Here is a 20,924-nt window from a genome sequence, read left to right as displayed (position 1 = left end):
GCCATCGTGAAGGTTAACTGACTACCCAGTGAACCTCCTCGCAGCACCTCTCAGCGACGATCGTATATCGCTTCAACACGCTCATGTCGCGGCCACCAGGGTGTCCATGCACTTGCCAAAGTCCGGAAATGAGGTCCGAAAGCAGGCTCCGCCGACCACGCGCGCACTTAGCTGGTGCGCCAAGAGTATCACCTGCGCAGTCATGGATAGCCGATGATCGCCGAACGATGGGACGTTGGCCTGTGGCTTAACACTTTGTTGTCCCCGCATACGAATATCAAAGCCATTAACGTCCACTCGGAGTCCGAGCTGTGACAACATTTCGTGTGTCGCCGCAATGCGGTCTGTCTCTTTGAACGTAAGCTCGAAAAGATCACGGAAGGTCGCCTCGCCGGGAAGCAGGCGGCATATGGCGGACGCCAGCGGAATCTCGTCGATCATGGCATGGAAGGTCTCTTTGTTATCGAGATCAACTGCCCGCAATATGCCTCCGCCGCGTAGCTGCAGGGTCCCAATTGGCTCTCCGCACGCCATGCCAGCCTGTTGAATTTCGAGGTTAAAGCCGCACCTGGCCATCCATTCGAAGAAGCCCAGCCGGGTACGATTGAGACAGACGTCCCTTATCTCAAACACGGCCTCCGGATTAGTCCGATTGATCAGCCAGAAAAGCGCAGCGATGTAAGCGATGGCGGACGGATCTTTAGGTACCTTAGCTTGCCCCGGCATCAGGAAATGTTGGGGCACATAGCTCACGCGATTGTCTGCCTCATTGACTGCGTCCCCAAAACTGGCAGCCATAATCTGGGTATGATTTCTAGCGAGCACTGGGTATTCGATTACGACGCGGCGGCGCCCAGCAATTCCGGCGAACATCAGTGCGGATACGGCCTGTGCGCTTCCAATGCGCGTCCGCACCTCGCCGCCTTTAAAATCGCCGGCGAACACGCGTATCGGCAGGGAGCCGCGCTCGCCGAGGTACTCCAACTGACCTCCCATTTGCATCAAGGGATCCACGATCCAATCAAATGGCCTCTTTCTGAGCGTCTCATCTCCATCAATAATGCAATTCCTACCCAAACCCACGAGGGCACCAATCAACAACCGGGCTGCCGCGCTGGAAGGCCCGAGCTGGACGGTGGGAACGCCCGTCTTAGGAAGATCCCACAAGCTGCCGCGCACAATAGTCTTCCGAGCTTCCTGATTGTGTTCAATATCGATGCCCAGATGGTCCAATGCCTCCACGAGCAGCCGCACGGCCGCTCCCATATTTAGATGGTCGATCTGGACAGGCTTGTCGGACAGGGCTGCAAACAGCAACAGCCGATGACTGATTGACTTATCCGAAGGAAGGCATTCATTCACGCGGAGCCAAGAGGTCCGGCTGTTGTTGATAACTCCACCAACCTCCACATCCGGATAGCTGATCACGACCTGGGGCTCCTATAGGTGTCGGGGTTGATCAGCTCTTCGTCCGTGCGTAACTCCGCAAGCACATACCTTTCGCCAGCACTTGGCCCAGACGGGATCGGACGATTCATCTGTTCGTAGTGACGTCTCCAGATTCTTCTTGCGCTCAAGCCCAAGGTTGAAGCCGGCCAGATCGATCGGCCATCGATCGAGCAGTCCGGCATCCGCTGCGTATTCGAAGATCTCGGAGCCTCTCTTTGTCCGGACGAGGACCCGCGCGTGTTTGGCGACTGTGTTGCCGTTTAGGCTTGCGCCGAATATGTTGGGATCTCCGTCGCAAACGCTGACGTCGGCCAAGCCGCTCATCCAATCTCCGCACGAAAGGCAGCGATGGGTCTTGTTCTCCTTGAGCTTGTTAAGGATCTGCCAAAACTCCACCGAGCGTTTTTCTTGATCGACGTCCGTCGCTTGGAATTTACCGGGATAGGCGCCCTCACGATATTTTACGTTTAGGGTCCGCTGTGGATCTCCAAGAAGAACATCGGAGATGATGCTGGATGTCCCGGCGGGCAACGTATTTGACGAGCATGCCGTTTCGATGATCAGCACAACACGTTGCTTCGCCCAACGGCCGATCGCGGTTTCTTGCCGTTGCAGTTTGCGAATAGCCTGCACATGGCACGCTAGACCTACCACGGCGATGTTTTCATTTGGAACACGGTCATATGTTTCGCGAAGCGCATTGAGATACGGCGCCAGCTGATACGTTGATTGCGAGTTCGCGATAACCGCATCTTCCGCGTCCGACACAACCGGACTGGCACGCCATCCCTCCGCTGGATCCCGGCCCATTGTCAAAATGTGCCGCACGTCAAGCCGTGCCTTGGACGCCAGCAGAAGAGTCGTGACGGCCCCGCCGCTCGAGGAGACGCGCCGAATCTCCTCCGACGACGAATGCGCTCCAAAGAAAGCGGTGAAAATGCCCAACCAGCGTTCATCCGCCGTTCGATGGCGGCCATAGATGTGTATTTCGGATGTATCCGTTTCGGGATCTAGCCCAGGACACACCGCATGACAGTGATTGCAGTCGGCGCATATGGCGGTGTCGAAGTCGAGTTTCGGCCGGACACTATCCTGATCGAATTGAATGAGATTGTGGGGGCATACCAACCCACACGCACCGCAACCGGTACATAGCTCGACAGCCAATACCTCTTCAAGGAGCTTTGCTACTGACAAGAACCCCTCCCTTCGAGGTCGAGTTCCATCTTTACGATTTCGAGCTGTACAGCGCTGTTGCCTCTTGTAAACACGCCTTGCCCCACGGCGCGGAAGCCGTATTTCTCATAGAACTTCACCGCCGTAAGAGTGGCTTCGAGATAGGCCTTCGTCGCCCCGGATGCTGCGATCCGTTTTAGGGCCGCTTGCAAGAGTTGCTTTCCGACACCACGAAAGGATCCGTCTTCAGCCACAAAAAGTTTGGTGACCTCAAAGCCATCGATTTCCACGAAGCCGACGATGCGATTGCCCTCAGCGACCCAGATCAATTCTTTTTGGATGGCATCGAGGTAGATGCTTGGGTCCCGACCATCGAGCCACATCGCAAGCTGCGCCGCCGAGTATTCCTGGCGACACAGGGTCTCGACGGAATTCCGGTGTACCCAGAATATTAAATCGACGTCCGAATTCGGTTGCGGGCCTGATCCGTATAGCTGGTACGGTCATGTCGTCCTCCTGCAGTCTGGTTGATCGGCCCTGACGTCGCGCATGTGAAGACCTTTCGGAAAATTGAGCCCGGCAAATCGAAGCTGAATCGTGGGCGTCTACAACTCGACCGGTTGCTTCGTTGACTCTAGCGCTCGCGCAATTGCCGCTTGCAGCAATTCGACAAACTCATCGCCATAGATGGCGTCGTCGTAGTCAATGCTCACGACAAGATTGTCGCGAGACAAATAACCGGTAAGCTCCAGGTGATGGCTGGGGGCACCATGCAGTGTCTTCATCGAGAATTCATTTACGGTCCAGTCACCGCTGGCCGACATCTCGATGTCGCCCAGAAAATTATAACTTACGTCGCAATCATAGATGCCGACCGCCCGCCGCGTCGTCTCCCGTCCAAAGAACTCATTGCCGAAGGTATGCGCTATTGGCTTTACACGCGCCAAATAGTCTGCGACCTCCTCGACCGCTCCAGGCAAATCGTCGCGATGCACGCGCATTACCAATGGGAAGATAATCGTGAACCAGCCAAATGTGCCGTGTGTCTCGACCCTTGCCCCGTCCACTTCTCTGCCGGAGTCGAGAATATGAAGCTTCTGGTACTCGTTGCCGCTGAGCGTAGCGAAGGCTGTCGAAATGGCGGCGAGCAGCAGATTGCTGGTGCGCGCGAGCCGCGACGCTCCCTGCCGCAGAAGGCGACTTGGAGAGAGCCAAGCTGGATCGTCTTCCGTTTGACTCTATCCTTTGGCGGAAACGGGCTATTCGGTCCCACTAAGCTTTTCTCGCAGCGGTCCCAGGGAAGGGACCGCCAAAACTCAGATGCGCGGGCAAGCTCGAGTGCATCCTGATAGTGTGCAACCCAGGCCGAATACTGCGGCGCAGTCGACCAGTTGTGTATATCCTCTACGTCGCCATGCGTTCCGTCCGCCAATTCCGACAGCAGCAGGATCCATGAATAGCGGTCAACATAGAATTGATGACAGGAGATGATGATTTGTGACGAGAGCTCCCGTTGCACCACAGTGACTGAAATGGCTTTCCCGTTCGCCAGCGAGATTCGCGCTTCGTTAGCCGCGACGGCGGCTTCGATGGTCGGGGTTCCAGCCGCGACGTCGACTTGCCAATGAGGCCCGGCCCATTCATTGGTATGTCTGACGAGTACGGCCCGAACGACAGCCACAAGCTTTTCGACGCCAACGGACGCCGTGCAATCGAGCACACAGGTCTGGCACCACTGATCGGAGATCGGGAATCCCACGCGTTGCGAGAAATCGGCGAGTGGGGAGGATCCAATTTCCCATTTCCTTCCTCGCCCCCGTAACGCCCGTGTCATCGCTTCTCGACCATGTCAGCTCTCGGATTGGGGTGTCCGAGAGCAGCTGTTCGAGGCCAAGTTGGAGGCCCCGGCGTCTCAACGCGGTGATCAGTTGCAACGCTCGCAAAGAGTCGCCGCCATTCTCCAGGAAGCTAAGGCTGGGCTCAACCACCGCACCACCAAGAACCCGCGCGGTCTCCTGTTCCAATGGGGTCGAATTTTCGGCCGATGACGGCAGAGGCCGCTCTCAACTCAAGGCTTCCAAGATCGCAGCGCGGTCCAGCTTGTTGTTCTTATTCAATGGCAGCGCCGGCAGCATCAGGAAATGCTTTGGCACTTTATGTCCAGGCAGTTGCCCGGAAAGCTGCCGGCGCAACTCAATGCTGTTCATCAGCCCGGACACAGGCACGACCGCCGCGAGCACCTGCTTCTCTTCACCCTCATCAAGGGCGAGCACGCACGCATCCTTAACGCCGTCCAGGGCACGTACTGTGGCTTCAACTTCGTGCAAGCTCACTTTCTGACCACTAACTTTAATCACCAGAGTCCCTTCGTCCGGTGATTACGATGTGCCCGTCGTCATCATAATAGGCCAAATCACCGGTCGAATAGTATTCCCCGTCCATGGCGGGATTGGTCGTGGTGATCTCGATGGTTGTTCGCGACGAGGGGTCAAACCGCCTTGCTATCAAGTCCGACTGGACAACCAGTTCTCCGACTACACGCGGCGCTGTTACCTGCTGGTCATCCTTCAGGAGAGATACCGAGACTTCGCTCAACGGAATGTGCGAGCGGCCAGCTGTCCTCCATCGCGAATGTGCCATGCTGATGCCGCGCATACAAAGCGGTTGTGCATTCGGTCGGTCCATAGGCGTTGTACAACATGGATGATGGGGCAAATGCGGCATTGAAACGCGCAATGTCGCTTGCATAGATTAACTCACCTCCCAAAACCAGTTTCTTGGCGTTGGCATAGCCGCCATCCTTGTCAGCGTACAAACGCCTGAAGTACGGCACCGTCATGTGGAGCGTGTCGATATTGTGCGTCTCGATAAATTGCTTGACCTCGTCGAATTCATGTTGCCTGGGGCTGATCGTACACAAGGTACCGCCCTGCTGGAGATCTCACGAAAATATCCATTAAACCGGCATCCCACCCGGCGGACGCGAGCTGGAGGACGCGGTCGCCTGGCTGTACGCCAAGGTAACCAGCGTAGTTCGTGATGTGCGCATCGAGCGATGCGTATTGTCTGCAGAATGACTTTAGGCTCTCCTGTTGTTCCGCTGGTAAGGATTGCGTAATCTGAGCAACTCAATTTTAGAGGAGGGTAAGGCCCTACACCTCGCGCTATGTCGCGGTGAAACATGTCCTGCGCAATATCGATGACAGCAACTCCGGCTACTGCCGCCGGCTGTGCGGAGCCACTGCAGTTAACCAGGAGCGATGCGTCCAAAGCTCTTATGATGTGGTCAACGGCGCCGATCGGCGTGGCCTGGTCTACAAACAGAACCCGCGACCCGCTGGAGAGCGCAGCCAGAACGCCGACATAAATATGTAATCCGTGCGAACCATACACAACGACGACGTCATCGCCTCGACCGGCGGCGTTCATTCTCTCAGCCGTAGCTGCTACGTAGCCGCGCACTTGTTTGAAGCTATATATGCCTCGAGCATCGATAACCGCGACGGCCTCGTTGTCTTGGGCGCGAGCGTTTAAAATATTCGAACAAGGCTAACTCTCCCCTGCTGGACCCGCGTAAGTCAAACGGAAGACAATGCGTGGCTGAGAGACGAGACAAACTTGTCGATTTCGGCCTTTGTGATTGTGAGGGGAGGAGTCATTTTGACGGTGGAGGCGCGTTGCCCGCCCGTTCTTACGATCACCCCAAGTTCTTCCAGCTTCTCGCGAAGACGCACGCTAATCGGGACAGACTGTTGAGCACCTTCCCGGTCATTCACGTCGCACGCGAGCATAAGGCCACGACCGCGGACCAACGTGATACGAGGGTCTTCTTGCGCCAACTGCTTGAGGCGACTGCGGAGATAACCGCCGATTCTGTCGGCGTTCTCCCACGGGCGCTCTGAAAGATAGAGGTCAGCCACCGTACATGCCACCGCGCACGCCAACGGCATGAATGTAAATGTCGATGAATGCTCAGAGTAAGTCAGTAGATCTACGAGTTGCGGATCGCCGATGATCGCTGAAATTGGCAGGCCGTTTCCAAGCGCTTTACCGACGACCAACAGATCCGGCAGCATTCCTGGGCGGCTAACAAACGGACTGCCGGTGCGGCCAAATCCTGTGTAAATCTCATCGAAGATCGTTATAACGCCGTACTCAATTCCGAGTTGGAGGATCGTTTCAAGGGTCCAGAAAGGCAACGCATGAATGCCTTCGGCCGCCTGGATAGGTTCGACGATGATCGCCGCAGGCAGTTGGCGCCGCGCCTTCAGCGCGTCCAGGTATGTACGGAATGAGCTCGACCAACCCGACAAATCCTCATCGAGGTCGGCGTAGCAACTCTCAAGGGAAACACTGGGATAGTCCACCGCATCTGCCGAAACATGCTTTCGAAAGAGCTTGTTCGACGATACGGCCAGCGCGCCTTGCGTTTTACCGTGGAACGCGTTGCTGAAATAGAGAACGGAACTGCGGCCCGTCTTAGCGCGCGCGATCTTCAGCGCAACCTCGATACCTTCGGCACCAGTCACGGCGCCCATAACTGAAGCGCGCTCGAAAGGAACCAGGCGAGCCAGCCTTTCGACCAAAGAGTGGCGATGGGGGTTGTCGATGTTCCAACCCGTATGGATCAGAAGTTCAGATTGCCGCTGGATTGCCTGAATGATTTCCTGGCGCCCATACCCGAGATTTGCGGCGCCGCTGCCGCCCGACATATCCAGGTAGGCCTTGCCTTCGGAATCATACAGGTAACAGCCACTGCCGCGAACAACAGACGGCGACCTGCTATTCTGCCGCCTGACAGAGATCGATCTTGCTTCACAGTACATAACGCCACCGCTTTAAGGATAGGAGAGGTCGGAAATCGATTTGGCCATCCGCACTTACCAGCAGCATTGCGAGACGGCCGATGGCGCGTGCTCCCGCATCACCGGAGCGCCGTAACCCAACCGACCCCCGCTAGAATCATCAGCGCGCCGAACCCCTGCGCGAGGCCGAGCCGGTCACCCAGGAAAGCCACGCCCATACCTACCGAAAGGACCGGCCCTAGGGCCCCAATCAAGGCCATCCGATTGGCGCCGATCCGCGTCATTGCCTAGTCGACGAGATACACCGGTATAATTGTCGTGATCAGGGCCATCCCTGCGGTTAGCGCGTAGACGCGCCAGGACACGAGCAGGGCCGTAACGTCCCTCGTGAGCGCAAATTGAAGAATGCATGCGGTCGAGCCAACCAAAATCACAAACGACGCTGTCCGAAGCGAGCCGACACGATGCCCCACACTGCTGTTCAGCACGAGATAGAGCGCATAGGTAGCCGCACTAAACCAGGCCAAGCCTGCGCCTCGAACCATCTCCGATCCGGAAATCGATGCACCGCCGATCAGAAGCGCCAAGAGGCCGGCATAAGTGATGACAAGCGCTCCAACCTCGGAGACCGTTGGCCACCGCTTCAGGATCAGGAATTGAAAATACCATCACAAAACTTGGATAGCTGTAGGTTATCAGCCGGCTGGTTCCTGCCGACAGAAACTCCAGACTCCAGAAATCCAGGTAGCTCGACACATAAAATCCGGAGACGCCCATCAGGAGCAGGAGCGATCTTCTCCCTCATCGTCAGAGCAGTGCTGTCCGATCGCGGCATCTGTCCGCCCGAAAACAAGCAGAAGTATTGACGCAATCGGCCAACAATAGGCCATACGCATTGCGAGAATTCGTGATCGGATCTTGGAGCTCTACGTAAGCGAGCTTCACGAGCACAGGCCGAACCGAAATGCAGGCGATCCCGACAACGCCGAAAGCTGCACCGACAAGATTTCGACGAGCGGGGAGGTCTGGTGCGAACCGGTGTTTCAAAGAGAGGCTGATCATCATTCTCAACTGAAGAGCATCACGCATATTACTCTTTGCAGCGCACGTCTGACGCTACGAGGAGGATTGAGCCTTAACACGCAAAACCTGCGATTGCACGCCTCACGCTTCTCTACTTGCCCAAAATGTTTTCGTTCAACCCAACAAAAAAACTTATGCAGGGCGGAGCCGGCTGTGCCCTGCTCAATTTGAGCTGATGGCAATTTTCCCGGGATCACTGCCCTGGAACGTCCACAGAATGATTGAAGCAGAGTTCCAGCGAACGAGGCCAAAGGCAGGCTCCTCGCAGAAGAGAGAAGACATCGTTTGATGTGTGTTCGCCGCAGTGGTCCGCCCGACGAAGAGCTCACGCGAGTCTCTGCAAGCGGAGGGGAAATCCGTTCAACCGCGATCGATTGCTCTCGGTACAAAGTGTACTGAGGCTTTCTAAATTGTCCGGTGTGGCGGCGTCTGCGCCAGAATATCCCGCTATGACAACGAGCGTTCTGTCGACTTGGACGAGAAGAATTCCGAGCGGAGGTTGGAGAGCCAACAGCCTCAGATCGCCATTCACGAAAGCGGACAACTTGCTCGCAGTTATCCAAGTCTCTGGGACAGATCAAATAGTATGCGTCGTCCGCGCTAACTTCCATGTTGAGAGGCTTCACCAATGAGCCTGAAAGCAGATCCGGCTCCGCAACCCAGCCTCGTGCGAGAGCAATTCCTGATCCTGCAACAGGCCGCTTGAATTGCCAACAAGCTGTCTCCGAAACGGAGTGTCCAGCTTCCGAAGCCGCGTCTCTTCTCCGCACATTGAAAGCCACGATAGCCAATCAGACCGGCTTGCTTGGCCGTGGGCGCTGGCTGACACCTCCAATAGTTCAAATCTCTTCAAATCGCTCACACGCCGCAGGCCTTCTGTGGAAGCAGATTCGGCTGCATTACCGGAAATATGGAGTTGTTCTCCAGAAATTCCTGCCGCGTGTTGTTATCGCGTTTGCCGGTACCAATTGCGATCGATACGCTTCTTACTTTACCCGTCATTTCCGGCGGACCAGCGCCTATGTTCAAACGCAGGTGGATGTTCGAGTGTCGCCGGCTAAACTCCTTAATGCGTGGCATGAGCCATTTCGCGCCTATGCACGGAGGTGCGTAGACTACTAATTCATCCTCCGCCAATCCGTGAACGGTATCGACCATATGCTCCATTTGGGACAACAGACTTCGGATCGGTTGGTAGAGAGAGTTCCCCGTAGCCGTTAACGCTACAGTGCGAGCGTTTCGCGAGAAGAGCTGCACGCGAAGCCGTTTCTCCAGCATCTTCACCTGATGACTTATTGCCGCTTGCGTAAGGTGCAGCTCGTCAGCAGCTCTCGTAAAGCTCAAGTGGCGGGCGGCGGCTTCGAAGGCCTGCATTGACTGGCACGATGGGAGATTCTTCCGCGTCATTCCGTACGCTAGTCCGCTGCTTCAGCTCTTACCTTAGATCGTATTCCTGTTTTTATGCTACCGCGCCACACCCCGCAACGCAACATGATCTCCTTTTCAGTTTGTTCGGAGCGCGCCGAGTCGTGTGCCGATTTTCTTCAATCACTATGCGTTGTCAAAGACGTCGATATGACGCCGCAAGTCCAGCAGATCTTGCAATCTCGGCCTGCATAGACAATCCACGCTTTCGTGCTATGCGCTTGGAGTGTGACGAGATCGCTTGCGACAAATCTTTAGTAGCTTTTCCGCGCAATAGCCGATGCAATGCAGCAATGCTGCGAATTCACAAAAAAAACGCACAACATGAGCGCAATGGTAGGTCTATGTAAGTAGAGACAGTGCAGGCACCACATTCTTGGCGCTTCCTCTAATCGGTGTCTTATGTCTAAGACTAGGGTGCGAGTCCTGTAGCAGAAGGTGCTCGCGGCGGTGGCGGGATGTTTTCTCGTCAAGCCAAGTTCAGACCACTGCTCTTCGGCACAATCTCCTGTCTCTGACAGCTTTCTCGCACTGACCGCGGCCTGTCTCCGGGCCTGTGGAATTTCGCGATCTACGCTGAGGCGATCACCACGTCCCAACATCGAAGCCTCCGCCAAGCGGCAGAGACGCTCAGGATCAAACGGTCAACGCTCAATCGTGCGCAATCTCGAACAAGCAGCACGCTCTTCGAGCGCACTAATGGCGGCACGCGACCGACCATCAAAGCTCAGGAATTCCTCGATGCTGCCCGTCGCATTTGAAGTCGAGACGATCGAAGGACCCGAGAGCGAGCAACTCAAATTCAGTTCGAGCACAGCGGCACTCCACGCACTCTGATCCGCGGTGTCCCGTTTGCGTTATGAGGACACGCACGCCCTAATCCAGAAACCAGATTGACTGAGCTATCTCAAAGCCCAGCTCCGGCCAGCAGATTATGGCGACCAGCGACAGCAATAATCCGAATGCCGCGAAGAGCACGATCAGCTTTAGGTTTTCGATATCACTTTGGGCTTCGCTACGCCGTAGTGAGGAGCCTCTTGCAAGGGCGGCCAAATCCTCGTTCATCCAATGGTCTCCAGCGCGGGATAAAGGAATCAAATCTTAGAAGGCGCGACGCCGTGGCGGTGCAATTGGCGATGTCAGTTTACGGCGACAATTCGAGGCCTGCTCCCCTTCGCCTTGACCAAACTTCTGCAAGTACCGATTGAGCCAAAGTCCCAAGTCAGCTGAACGACGACGGTGCGCCTTGCGCAAAACCTCAACGAGGTCGTCTGACATCTTGTAATCCCGTACGGGACCTTCTTCCGAATCGCATTATGAAACGGGTGTTGAAACAAGCCGATCGCCGACAGTCTACTTGGGCTGGCCTCGAATAGATCATCGCTCAGCCGCGCCCTTTTTCGAATTGCTCGACGGCAAACAGAAATCGCGTCGGGACCGCGCATCTGCGCAGCGCTAAGGCCACATGATATGCTTTCGCCTCATTTCCTCCATCCGATCTGAGGCTAATTTCGCGTGATCTTCGGGCAGCCCGATATCGGTTCTTAGGCGGTCACGTACGGGAAATCCATTGATTCGTCTGCACTCGTCCATGGTTGCACGGCGTAGCCAAGAACAAGAAAATTGCGGGAGCCGCCAAGGATCCCATTTCGCAAATTCCGAGACGTAGGCGTCTCTTGCGACGCCTGTCGGCGGACCAATTTCCTTTCCAAATAGCAATTCCTTGATTTCACATCTGTACTAAAATACCCGGAACGTCCTGTTTTGTTGGTTCGATCGGCCTGTCACGATGATCGAATGGAAAGCCGAAGACGGTGAACAGCATGGTCCTTTGCTATCGCATCACGAATATTGAAGGACAGATCAACTCGTCGCGCCGAGTCGGATCCGGAGGGCTTGGCTTTGCTTACGCAGTCGCTGGCGGCGCAGATCCAGTATCCTAAATGGCACCTGGCGGAAGCAGTCATGCCATGGAACAGAAGGTGGGTGAAGCGTCTGCCGGAGGCCTGCGGTCCGATTTTCTGCACTCAGCGGCATACTCTGGCAGCAATGCTGCGCAGACGCGAACAGAACGCACATCCGATTGTAAGCGCAATTCTAGTCTCGCAGCACCGATCGGAGGGGATCGTCTGTTATCGGTGGGCGGTTGCGCGAGACGGCTTCAGTGGTCACATCTACATTCTGCGGCCTGGTTGTGTCCGTTGCGTACGAGCTCGCGCGCCGAATGAGAATGTCACCTGCAGTTCAAGGAGATGGGGCTGGGCGTTGTCCTGGCGCGCCTCGCGCAACAGATTCAGAAGGACAGCAGGACAGAACTGCGGCCGCTGTCGAATTCTGCTGACGAGGCGTTTTCTTCTCTGCGCGGCCTCGATCAGGCTGTCTTCGCTAAGAAAAAGATCGACGCACTCGATCAATTTGATAGAAGCAGACAACTGCCGGCACCATAGATCGCAAGATCAAGATTTCATTCGCATGACGCAAAGAGTGAACAGGCGCTGAAGCGCCGTCGTCGATCGTTATGCCGAATTCACGTGATCGTCAGCAAAATGTTGTTCTAGCAGGGGTTGAATACTGTCCTCCGATCGAATACGCAAATCGCGGGCGGGTAGCTCGGTTGGTAGAGCAGCTGACGCTTAATCAGCAGGGTCATAGGTTCAGAATCCTATCCCGGTCACCTCTCTGGAGGCATCGAAAGCAGGGTTGTCGAACGCTTTCGGAAGACAAGTGGCAAGCGGGAAATCGAGCGACTAGACAAAGTCTTGCGCTTCTAAGCGAAGCCCTTCACGCTCCTGATCAAATCAGTGATCTTTCGCAACGTCTTCAACAAAACATCGGTAGACCCGCGCCTACGATGTTTCGCTTGCAGTCCTGACGATCGATGTATCCCAAACAGGACGGAGAATTCCGTCTCGTTGCCTCGCCTCCGCACTTCAGAATGTCGCTGCGACAAACCAAGCAGCGTTGCGTCTTGAAGGCGACACCAGCACTTACCTTCAGGTAGTTCTATATATGGAATGCTACTTCCAAGGTGTCGAGGTGGATCGTCACCTGATGACCCTCGGCCTCCAACTTCGATGGCAATGGTGGAGCGATAGCGATCAATCCCGCCGTCCTTGATGGCAACAATTACGGGATGGTGACACTACCTCGCCTCGACATGAACAAGGACCTGGCCGCAAACTACTCCTAACGTTGAACCACACACCGATGCGAGTAGCCGGCGCAAGTTATCCCCCTTACACATAGCCCATTTGGAGAGCGGTACGCGCGAGTGCGGGACTGTTCTGAATTGTGATCTCCGCATTTCCCAGGGTGATAAAGCTTGCACGCATGAGCTGCGATGAACTTGACGTAGCAACGTGGCGGGAAGCCTAAGACATTTACGCCCTCTTCGCCTGCCGTTGATATCACGCGAACTGCGCGAAGAGCGGGACGAGATCATGCGTGTGTCGAAAGTCACGCCGGATCTCGTCACCGATCATGACAGTGGTTCCACATGCTCTTTTTATGTAGATCCTGCGCGGAGCTCGGTCCCTGCAACCTTGGTCAATTCGTCTCCGCCTATGCTTGTGATCTGGGGTACACTGTGGTCGTCTCGCTCTCCGGCGTGCTCCGTGATGCGACCACCGATCAAAGCACTCTGTTGGCCGTCATCCAGCTCGGCCCAGAACCCATCGGTCGCCACGAGCAGCGGCGTGTCGTCTAGCGATCGAGCAGAAGGCTGGCTCGACGAATTCTCGCGAGCGGAAGCTTCGCGTGAGGCGATGACGAGCGCTATCGTTCGCCAGGTCGCCGATCGTGGTCGGCGTCACTGCGTTGGCGAGCGTGTGCGGTTGGACCAGCCAACACATCGGACCCGCCGGCGCCTGAAGGCCGACTAGGCAATCGCCTGCGTGCAGAACGAGAGCGGCTTGATTCGCGCCGGCATGCATCAGGATGTAACTCGCCGAATCCCTCCGAAACTGTTTCGACCGTTCAGCATGGGTCGCACGAAGCTGCGCTTTGAGGACCGCTGCGGTGATGTCCTCGTCCGTCGACACGTACCAGTCTTCCATCCGGCACGCAGGCCCCGAAACTGCCCAGGCGAATTGGGAGTGCCTCTCAGGAGATCGCGCAAAAAAAGCATCGTCGAACTTTGCCTCGGTTGCGGAGACGATTGGGTGGGGGCATCACTGTCTCGCTAGAAGCGCAGGGTAGCAATCGAAGGACAATGGTCCGAGATCGCCAGCAACGGATCGGGATGGCCTTGGCCGGCCGGGCGCGTTCCCCGAAGCGGCCGATCGCAACCTTGATGGCAGGCTCAGGGACCGAAAGGCTTGTGCTGACGAGCATCTGGTCCAACCCGATCGGATTACGGCACCCGAGGCTATCCGCGCGCGTCAAAGGCTTGAGGGCGTCCTGATCGAACAGCTCCCGCTTGGAACGCTCGCAGAGTTGCTTTGCGACAGCGTTGACGGGGCATTCAGGCTCCAGGTGTGCAAGAGCACTGGAAGCGGGAGCACCATCATTTACCTCGCTGTACAGGCTGCGAACGAGGACGCCCGTGGATAGGGAAGAAGCAGGATCGCTCCCATCGGAGCGCACGGCGGATTTTGTGATGGAGTTTCTCTATGCGAAAGATTGCGGTTGAAATCGCCCATCAGAATGACCGGCATACCTGCGGAGCTGGTCTCCAGCCAATCCTCGAGCGGACGCACTTGCCGCTGGAGGATCGGGCATGCGTCGCCGCCGCCATCGAGCTTGCCGCGGTTTTCGAGCGGACTAACGCAAGATGACTTGAGGTGCACCGTCATGACACGCAGGCGCTTGCCATCGATCTGAAGCGTCAGCGATAACCCCGGGCGTACCTGATCCGTCACAGCGAGGTCCGGAATCGACAAGGTAGCAGCGACGGCACAGTCGGAGCCCGTCCCTAGGCTCCGCTTCCAGGCTATCGCGAGCCGCTGGACCTTGAAGTTATCGAACGAGCAGATCTCGTAATCAGCACCGTTGTTGGGCAGAACTTCGCGCACAGCGGTGGCGCCGCTCACTTCCTGAAACGTGATAATATCCGGATCAAGGTTCGTCCCGATAAAGCTTCTGGAGTTGCTGAGCGCGCTTCTGATGGGCAGCTTCGGTTACCGGCACGCATCTTGAAGTTGGCTTGGTCGACGTCGCATGGGGCTTCACGGCGATGTCCCATTTGATCTTGGCGTTGCGCCCCCCACTTGAGCTCCGAGCGCGGCTTGGTCGCCCCGGCAGTCGACGGTTCGAACAGGCCGCTCGCGGGATTGAGCGCGAACGGTTGGCCGCAATCGCGGATCCAATCCTTTGCTTCGGCCTGGCTCAAGTGCCACCGCAGATTCGACGTCGCGATCTTGACATCCCGCCCCTGCACAGCTTGCGCTGTTCCAAACAGGAAGACGAGGGCTAGCAGGACAAATCGACGGATACTCATGCAATGCTCCAGAGGGTTGCTGGCAGACAGGCACTTACTCGGATTGGAATGATCGAACTGGATGAAGGTTTCCATTCGCCTGCTGCATGCCAGCCGGGCGGATGGGATCTTGGTTCCTGCCACCCAGCCATTGGGAAGCTTGCCTATGGCTCCCTCCCCGCGCAGGACGCTTTCGCGCGTGGCCTTCGTATCGATGCCCCACGCGTGCTCGATCGCAAAGCGAAGCTCATCGGCTAAGCATTCCACCGCCCAACAAAGGTCATGCCTGTCGCGGCTCGGGAATTCTTCCGTCTGCGGTGATCTGCCTGGCCGACGAGACCCGCGGCATCGCGGACGCCGACATCGCCTACCATCTCCAACTTGCCCCAACGCAATTCCCAAAATCGCTTGGTCGGTTGCTTCCACGTTTCACCCTTCGGGTCGAGCTCCCACTCGGTCAGGCGCTGGGCCTGCTGAATGGTCTCGAAAAACAGATCGAGCTTTCTCTGCAAGAACGGCTTTTGCGCCTCGATCCTTCGGGTAAGCGCCGCCTGGTTTCGCGCTTCATCGCGTTCCGCTGCGGTCTCAGCCTGCTTGTTACACGCGATTCACTGAGGAGGCGGGCTTGCTCAGTCTGAAACTCGTAGACTTTCCAGCTCGGCGATCGCGGCACCGGCGACAGTCCACGCCGCAACGGCGATCACCGTAGAGCGCTTAGAAAGCCGGAGAAGGGTAGACGATCGTTTGGCTTGGGCCATGGCTGCAATCACATACTTTCAATCAGGGTTGGATGGCCCAACGCAACGACCATCCATCGAACAGGTGAACAGCAAAAGTACGGCAACGTCGAACAAACAAACTGATATTTCCCTCCTGGGCGCTAAAGGAAGCGCTCCCTCGCAAGCGAGGCCTTCGTGCCGCTCTTGTAGGCATCCTTTACCCATTCGTCCCGCGTTCGCTTGAGCACGAGCGGATCGGTCTCTGAACCGGCCTTAGGTTTTTTCTTCTTCTCGTGCGTCTTGTTCCAAATCGCGCGGGCACGGTAATGACTGTAGAGACGCATGAGTTCGGCGACATACGCTTGACTGAGCCGAGTATTGCCCTTGATCTCGAGTACGTTTTCGTCGTTTGAATTTTCCGATGACTTGCTGAAGTTGGGCGAACCTGTGTAGATAGTTGGCGCCTCTGTATCACCGTCAATCACAATAAATTTGTGGTGCACATGAATGGGTGGCGGGCCGCTCGATTTTTTCTTGGCGGCTTTCTTTGCGGGCTTTGTTTTTCCTTTAACCGCCGACACGTCATAGGGCGTCGTATCGATCGTCTTCAGTTCGGGCAGGAACCCTCGCGGCGCGTTCGCGCCGAAAGCTGTATAGGGAAGCGTGTCCGGGTTGGTTTGCGAGCGGTGGAAGATGGTCGCGGCAATCTCGGGAAGCTTGCGCTTCTCGCCCTTCTTGGTCGGCTTATCGGGGTCATCGATGCTGTTGAGCAACCCGTAGATGAGATGCTTGGACGAGTCTCCCTTAGCGAAGATCGCCTCCATGAGTTCCTTGTCGGAGGCCGTCTGCATCCAGAACAAGATGGATGATTTGGCCTTCTTGACAGCAGCCGTCACCGTATCGAGAAACTTCCGGCTTTCTCCCGGCTCGGGCAAGAAGAAGACCCGCATCTCCGTGCCGTCGACGTCCGTCACCTCATTCCAGTCCGGGGCGTCCATATCTTTCTTGCCGACATTCTTGGCGAGAAGGTTCGCGCGTTCGGCGTAAAGGGCGGCGAGCTCGCGCGAATGGATGATATGAAGAAGGTTGGCCTGCACCGTTTGAGCTTCGGGCGTAAAGTTAGTCGCGCCTATCAGCACGGCTTGCTCACGCTTCTTCCGGTACGAAATGATGAACTTGTCGTGCATCAGCTTAGAAATCGCATCGCGCTTGTGGATCGAAATATTGGGCCGCTGCTCCGCTATCAAATGCGCTGCCGCGCGCGACTTCGTGTCGTCGGCCTTGTCAAAATAGATAATCGAGCCACGTCCCTTGAAAGCCTCGAACGCCGGAACGATCCACCGGTTGTCCGACAGATGATAAATGGCGCATTCAAACGCGTCGGCTTTGGTTCAGGATTTGGGGAACGGCGTTTTGTAAGCCGTTGGCCAACCAATCCATCTGCTTGTCAAGCGGCTTGTTCCTCTGCTTGGCAAAACTCTGCGCGCTCACGACAGCGCGGTTAAAGTAGGTCGCAATCTTCCCCTCAAGCGGTCTCGGCACCGTAACCAACCTCTTACCAGCAGCGTTGTGCTGGAGTTTCAAATCGTCCGGGCCCGTGCCAAGGACAGGGATGACAGAATACTCGAAGGTTTTGCCCTGATCCTCGATATTGACTCCGCCGTCCCACCAGTTGAACTTCTGAATGGGCGCTTCGTCACTTCCCTTCGGGCGGGCGTCCTCCGCCAGAGGGACGAAGTCGAGTTTATTGAATAAATACTGCGGCTTTCCGTCGCGCCCGTAGCCCGGATTGCGCTGGATGGTGAACCCAAGGAAATCCTTATGTTCTGCGCCATCCTTCCAGTCGAAGGCTCAGAAGCACGCAGCTCGGGCTTGCATAAGCTTTGACCGTCACCGCCGTAACCACGACCGCTCCCCCGCCTAGGGCAGCGTCATGCACGAATATGCCCCTCGCGCAATACGTGCACGCCGTGTATAATGCCCGTTCGTACGTTCCGCGCCGTATACTTTTGTCATATTGCACATTGGAGATTTTGCGATGAGCGTCACTGTGCCTAGCTCACTGTATACTGCTCAAGATTTGCTCGGAGGTTTTCAACCCGTGGGACCCGATCGGCTTCACACTCTCTCGGGATTTTGCCATCTACCGCGAGTTCGCAGCCAATGGCGGGCCGTTCCCCGCTTCGCTCGCCGTCCGGGCCGCGCAAGCCGAGCATGATGCCGCTGTCGCACATGCGCTGCGCATTTTTCTGAAAACAGTTCAACGGCCCCTTGTGGGAATTATGGGAGGGCACAGCCTTCCGCGCGACCACTCGGCCTACAAGGCAATCGCCTATCTCGCGCGCGACATCGCCCGAGAGCATTTTCTCCTGGTCACGGGTGGCGGTCCTGGCGTGATGGAGGCGGCCCATTTGGGCGTTGCGTTTTCGTCTTTCGACAGTGTTGGGCCGCTTGACGAGGCTATCGGACTGATAAGCGCCGTACCGAAAGCGCCCATTCTCGACGAACTCTTCACGGACACATGGACCATCAAGGACGAAAAGCTTGGCGCGATCGACGATGCACGCAAGTGGCTGAAGACGGCGCTCGAGGTGCGGGCCAAAGCGCCGGAAATCCTCCCCGTCAGCCTGGCCATCCCGACCTGGCTTTACGGCGCGGAGCCTACTATGCCGTTCGCAACGCACTATGCGAAATACTTTCAAAATAGCTTGCGTGAGGAAGCCCTCGTCAACAACTCGCGAGCCGGCATCGTGTATGGCCGCGGCGGTGGCGGAACCATGCGGGAAATCTATCAGGACGTGGAACGGAACTACTATGCAAAGACGCTCGATGAAGTCACTCCGATGGTTTTCTTCGATGCGGACAAGTATTGGGAAACCGATCCCGTGATGGGCGAGGCGCGAGCCACAACGTCCAGCATCAATGTCAAAGCCCACCATCCGCCCTATCCTGATGCTGGGCCTTATATCGGAAAAGCGGCCTAAACCAGCAGTCGAGGCCTGCCTCGATGAGAAGCTACTCTTCACCACGGACCACGCATCAATCATCAAGGCAATTCGCGGACATCAGAGGAAATCCCAACAGAATCTCACCTTCGCACTTGCGGCTGAGCCGATGAAGATCGGAACGCTCAGAATGAACCGCAGGTAGTCGAGGGGACTTCCGGTTCAGCTCGAGAGATATGCCGCTTAAGCTGAGTATTAGAGATCGTTGAACACACGGTGGGCGCGCCGGTGATATATTGGCGTATGCGTCTTCCGGAAGCGAGCACAGCAGATTTCCTCGGCGATCCGTGGTAGTTCGAGAAGTCGAGCCGTTCGTACGCAATCCATCGCCTGGCTTAGAAATGGGCCGTTTGTAGCGCAACACCTGCGAAACTGGGTCCAGAAGGCGTACGGCGCCCCTTCCAGCGCGCCGTCGCTGCGTATCCAAAGAATCGGCAGTTGGCGGGGCTGGGAGCACCGGTTTCTTGCGATTGATCGAGCGGGAAATCCCGAAGCGTGTTGCATGAATTCCGAGAACACCAAGCTTTGCGATATTACCAAACAGGATATCTCGGCAAAGCTGGCGCGGCTCAGCGATACGCCATCGCGGGACAGAAGCACGCAGCCGTGTACCTCAAGACGTTCTTTGGGCAATCGACCAGCAGTCCCTCGCCGCCAATTCGCTCCAGTCGTTCAAGCAAGGCAAGGCGAAGCGCCGCAAACGCGTGTTGAACGATGACGAACTGCGGGCCGTTTGGGTTGCGGCCAGCCAGGTCGGCAGCCCCTTCGGCGCGATCGTGAAGCTTATTCTCCTCACCGGTCAGCGGCGCGGCGAGATCGCGGCGCTCCTCGATCTCGTTCTTCTCCCACAATCAGCAGACGGTCACGCTGCCCGGCTCGCTCACCAAGAAGCACCTAGAGACACACCTTCCCGGTCGAACAGATGGCGGCAGCACTCATCTCCGCGCAAATCATGTCGGACGACCGCCGCGGGCAGCGCCCTCCTCTTCCCCTTCTCGCACCTCGGTCGAGCGGCCTTTAGTGGTTGGTCCAAATGCAAACGCGAGCTTGATAAGCTCGCCAACATCGCGCCTCGGACGCTGTACGACCTCCGCAGAACGTTCCGCAGCGGACTGGGCCGGCTCGGTGTTCGGCCAGACATCGCCCAGCGCTTGGTCAACCACGTCCCATCTCGCAGTGATATGGAAGAGACCTACGATCTTCGGACCTACCTGCCGGACGTGCGAGACGCGATGGAGAAGTGGGAAGCGAACGTCGGTACAATTATCGCCCGACCGAACGTTCAGAGTCCGGCCAACTTGCGGCTTGACGGTAGACAACGTTAAAAATCTCCTGCTCTTCTTTGTAAACCTTTCCAGATGCAACTGCTTCGAATGCCCGTTCGACTGTCGCCTCCACGCGCACCATCTCCAAATCTCATCGGAGCCACTAAATCACGGTCGCCGGTCACGCAGCGAGCACCTTTTCAATTGCCGGCTAGAGTTCTCTAGCTTAGCCTTATTGGTTTTCGCCGCAAGACTGCGAAGCATCCGCTAATTGCGCTGGAAACGCGCATTCTTTCCTGATGACAGCGGGAATCGTTCATCAGATACAAATAATAATTTACGTGTTGAGTCGACGAACGGCCAGCTAGGCAGCGATTGCTGATTTCTACTCCGCCGTGAAATCGAGGGCATTCATGCGCAATCATGATCTTGTCTCCGGTGGCTTCCTGGGACTGACTGCGACCGGCCTTGTGCTACTTTGCTCCAGGCTGCTCGCCATTGCCCTTATTTGAGGCCGACGGCAGGACTATCTTGTTCAAAGCCGCAACCAGACACGCGCTCAGGGACGACATCGATGGCAG

20 protein-coding genes, 1 tRNA gene and 1 pseudogene are annotated in these 20,924 nt (G+C 56.6%); 4 read left to right on the top strand and 18 right to left on the bottom strand.

Annotated elements, in window-relative coordinates:
* Positions 1-81: 81 nt before the first annotated feature.
* The 14 genes and pseudogenes from ACSKB8_RS00190 to ACSKB8_RS00125 all read right to left on the bottom strand — a co-directional run bounded on the left by ACSKB8_RS00190 (position 82) and on the right by ACSKB8_RS00125 (position 11,003).
* A complete protein-coding gene (locus ACSKB8_RS00190) occupies positions 82-1,428 on the bottom strand; it encodes a 3-phosphoshikimate 1-carboxyvinyltransferase (protein WP_438101681.1) in 1,347 nt (448 codons plus the stop codon).
* Between the two features lie 12 nt (positions 1,429-1,440).
* A complete protein-coding gene (locus tag ACSKB8_RS00185) occupies positions 1,441-2,646 on the bottom strand; it encodes a Coenzyme F420 hydrogenase/dehydrogenase, beta subunit C-terminal domain (RefSeq protein ID WP_438101679.1) in 1,206 nt (401 codons plus the stop codon).
* On the bottom strand, positions 2,637-3,044 hold the full coding sequence (locus tag ACSKB8_RS00180; RefSeq protein ID WP_438101686.1) for a GNAT family N-acetyltransferase: 408 nt from the start codon (positions 3,042-3,044) through the stop codon (positions 2,637-2,639). Before ACSKB8_RS00180 ends, ACSKB8_RS00185 begins: the two co-directional genes overlap by 10 nt.
* Positions 3,045-3,230: 186 nt before the next feature.
* On the bottom strand, positions 3,231-3,776 hold the full coding sequence (locus ACSKB8_RS00175) for a hypothetical protein (protein ID WP_438101685.1): 546 nt from the start codon (positions 3,774-3,776) through the stop codon (positions 3,231-3,233).
* A 489-nt stretch (positions 3,777-4,265) separates the two neighbouring features.
* Positions 4,266-4,649: an acyl carrier protein gene (locus ACSKB8_RS00170; RefSeq protein ID WP_438101677.1), complete on the bottom strand. Its 384-nt coding sequence runs from the start codon at positions 4,647-4,649 to the stop codon at positions 4,266-4,268.
* Between the two features lie 39 nt (positions 4,650-4,688).
* A complete protein-coding gene (locus ACSKB8_RS00165) occupies positions 4,689-4,982 on the bottom strand; it encodes an AMP-binding enzyme (RefSeq protein WP_438101675.1) in 294 nt (97 codons plus the stop codon).
* Positions 4,983-5,185: 203 nt separating this feature from the next.
* Positions 5,186-5,548: pseudogene (locus ACSKB8_RS00160) on the bottom strand (AMP-binding protein); the annotation flags it as partial.
* On the bottom strand, positions 5,461-6,162 hold the full coding sequence (locus ACSKB8_RS00155; protein WP_438101683.1) for an AMP-binding protein: 702 nt from the start codon (positions 6,160-6,162) through the stop codon (positions 5,461-5,463). The gene ACSKB8_RS00155 and the pseudogene ACSKB8_RS00160, both read right to left, overlap by 88 nt.
* 41 nt (positions 6,163-6,203) lie before the next feature.
* Positions 6,204-7,451 (bottom strand): aspartate aminotransferase family protein, encoded by a 1,248-nt coding sequence (locus tag ACSKB8_RS00150; protein WP_438101674.1) that lies wholly within the window; start codon positions 7,449-7,451, stop codon positions 6,204-6,206.
* 98 nt (positions 7,452-7,549) lie between these two features.
* A complete protein-coding gene (locus ACSKB8_RS00145; protein ID WP_438101672.1) occupies positions 7,550-7,714 on the bottom strand; it encodes an EamA family transporter in 165 nt (54 codons plus the stop codon).
* A 3-nt stretch (positions 7,715-7,717) separates the two neighbouring features.
* Complete coding sequence (locus ACSKB8_RS00140) at positions 7,718-8,017, bottom strand: hypothetical protein (RefSeq protein WP_438101670.1); 300 nt, start codon at positions 8,015-8,017, stop codon at positions 7,718-7,720.
* A gap of 1,354 nt (positions 8,018-9,371) precedes the next feature.
* Positions 9,372-9,887 (bottom strand): LysR family transcriptional regulator, encoded by a 516-nt coding sequence (locus ACSKB8_RS00135; protein WP_438101669.1) that lies wholly within the window; start codon positions 9,885-9,887, stop codon positions 9,372-9,374.
* 695 nt (positions 9,888-10,582) lie between these two features.
* On the bottom strand, positions 10,583-10,753 hold the full coding sequence (locus tag ACSKB8_RS00130; RefSeq protein WP_438101667.1) for a hypothetical protein: 171 nt from the start codon (positions 10,751-10,753) through the stop codon (positions 10,583-10,585).
* Between the two features lie 61 nt (positions 10,754-10,814).
* A complete protein-coding gene (locus tag ACSKB8_RS00125; RefSeq protein WP_438101666.1) occupies positions 10,815-11,003 on the bottom strand; it encodes a hypothetical protein in 189 nt (62 codons plus the stop codon).
* 1,187 nt (positions 11,004-12,190) lie between these two features.
* Between ACSKB8_RS00125 and ACSKB8_RS00120 the strand changes: the two genes are divergently transcribed.
* Together ACSKB8_RS00120 and ACSKB8_RS00115 are read left to right on the top strand one after the other, a co-directional pair.
* Entirely contained in the window at positions 12,191-12,385 is a 195-nt protein-coding gene (locus ACSKB8_RS00120) for a hypothetical protein (RefSeq protein ID WP_438101664.1), read from the top strand.
* Positions 12,386-12,537: 152 nt separating this feature from the next.
* Positions 12,538-12,612, top strand: a tRNA-Lys gene (locus tag ACSKB8_RS00115).
* Positions 12,613-14,446: 1,834 nt separating this feature from the next.
* Here ACSKB8_RS00115 and ACSKB8_RS00110 read toward each other — a convergent pair.
* Complete coding sequence (locus ACSKB8_RS00110; protein ID WP_438101662.1) at positions 14,447-14,968, bottom strand: endonuclease/exonuclease/phosphatase family protein; 522 nt, start codon at positions 14,966-14,968, stop codon at positions 14,447-14,449.
* Complete coding sequence (locus tag ACSKB8_RS00105) at positions 14,965-15,450, bottom strand: hypothetical protein (protein WP_438101661.1); 486 nt, start codon at positions 15,448-15,450, stop codon at positions 14,965-14,967. The genes ACSKB8_RS00110 and ACSKB8_RS00105 overlap by 4 nt, the downstream gene beginning before the upstream one ends.
* A gap of 221 nt (positions 15,451-15,671) precedes the next feature.
* Between ACSKB8_RS00105 and ACSKB8_RS00100 the strand changes: the two genes are divergently transcribed.
* Positions 15,672-15,992, top strand: coding sequence for a hypothetical protein (locus ACSKB8_RS00100; RefSeq protein ID WP_438101659.1), 321 nt, complete (start codon positions 15,672-15,674; stop codon positions 15,990-15,992).
* A 242-nt stretch (positions 15,993-16,234) separates the two neighbouring features.
* On the opposite strand, the gene ACSKB8_RS00095 is transcribed toward ACSKB8_RS00100, so the two are convergent.
* The gene (locus ACSKB8_RS00095; RefSeq protein WP_438101657.1) at positions 16,235-17,320 is read right to left on the bottom strand and encodes a phospholipase D-like domain-containing protein; all 1,086 of its coding nucleotides are present in this window, start codon (positions 17,318-17,320) and stop codon (positions 16,235-16,237) included.
* A 1,035-nt stretch (positions 17,321-18,355) separates the two neighbouring features.
* Between ACSKB8_RS00095 and ACSKB8_RS00090 the strand changes: the two genes are divergently transcribed.
* Positions 18,356-19,057 carry a hypothetical protein gene (locus ACSKB8_RS00090; protein ID WP_438101655.1) on the top strand — a complete coding sequence of 234 codons (702 nt, stop codon included), beginning with the start codon at positions 18,356-18,358 and terminating at the stop codon, positions 19,055-19,057.
* Positions 19,058-19,647: 590 nt separating this feature from the next.
* Here ACSKB8_RS00090 and ACSKB8_RS00085 read toward each other — a convergent pair.
* Positions 19,648-19,929, bottom strand: a complete 282-nt coding sequence (locus tag ACSKB8_RS00085) for a hypothetical protein (RefSeq protein WP_438101654.1) — start codon at positions 19,927-19,929, stop codon at positions 19,648-19,650.
* Positions 19,930-20,924: the final 995 nt, after the last annotated feature.

It is taken from the genome of Bradyrhizobium sp. BR 1432, from assembly GCF_051547705.1.
GTDB lineage: Bacteria > Pseudomonadota > Alphaproteobacteria > Rhizobiales > Xanthobacteraceae > Bradyrhizobium > Bradyrhizobium zhanjiangense.
This window is presented reverse-complemented; position numbering and strand designations above follow the sequence as displayed.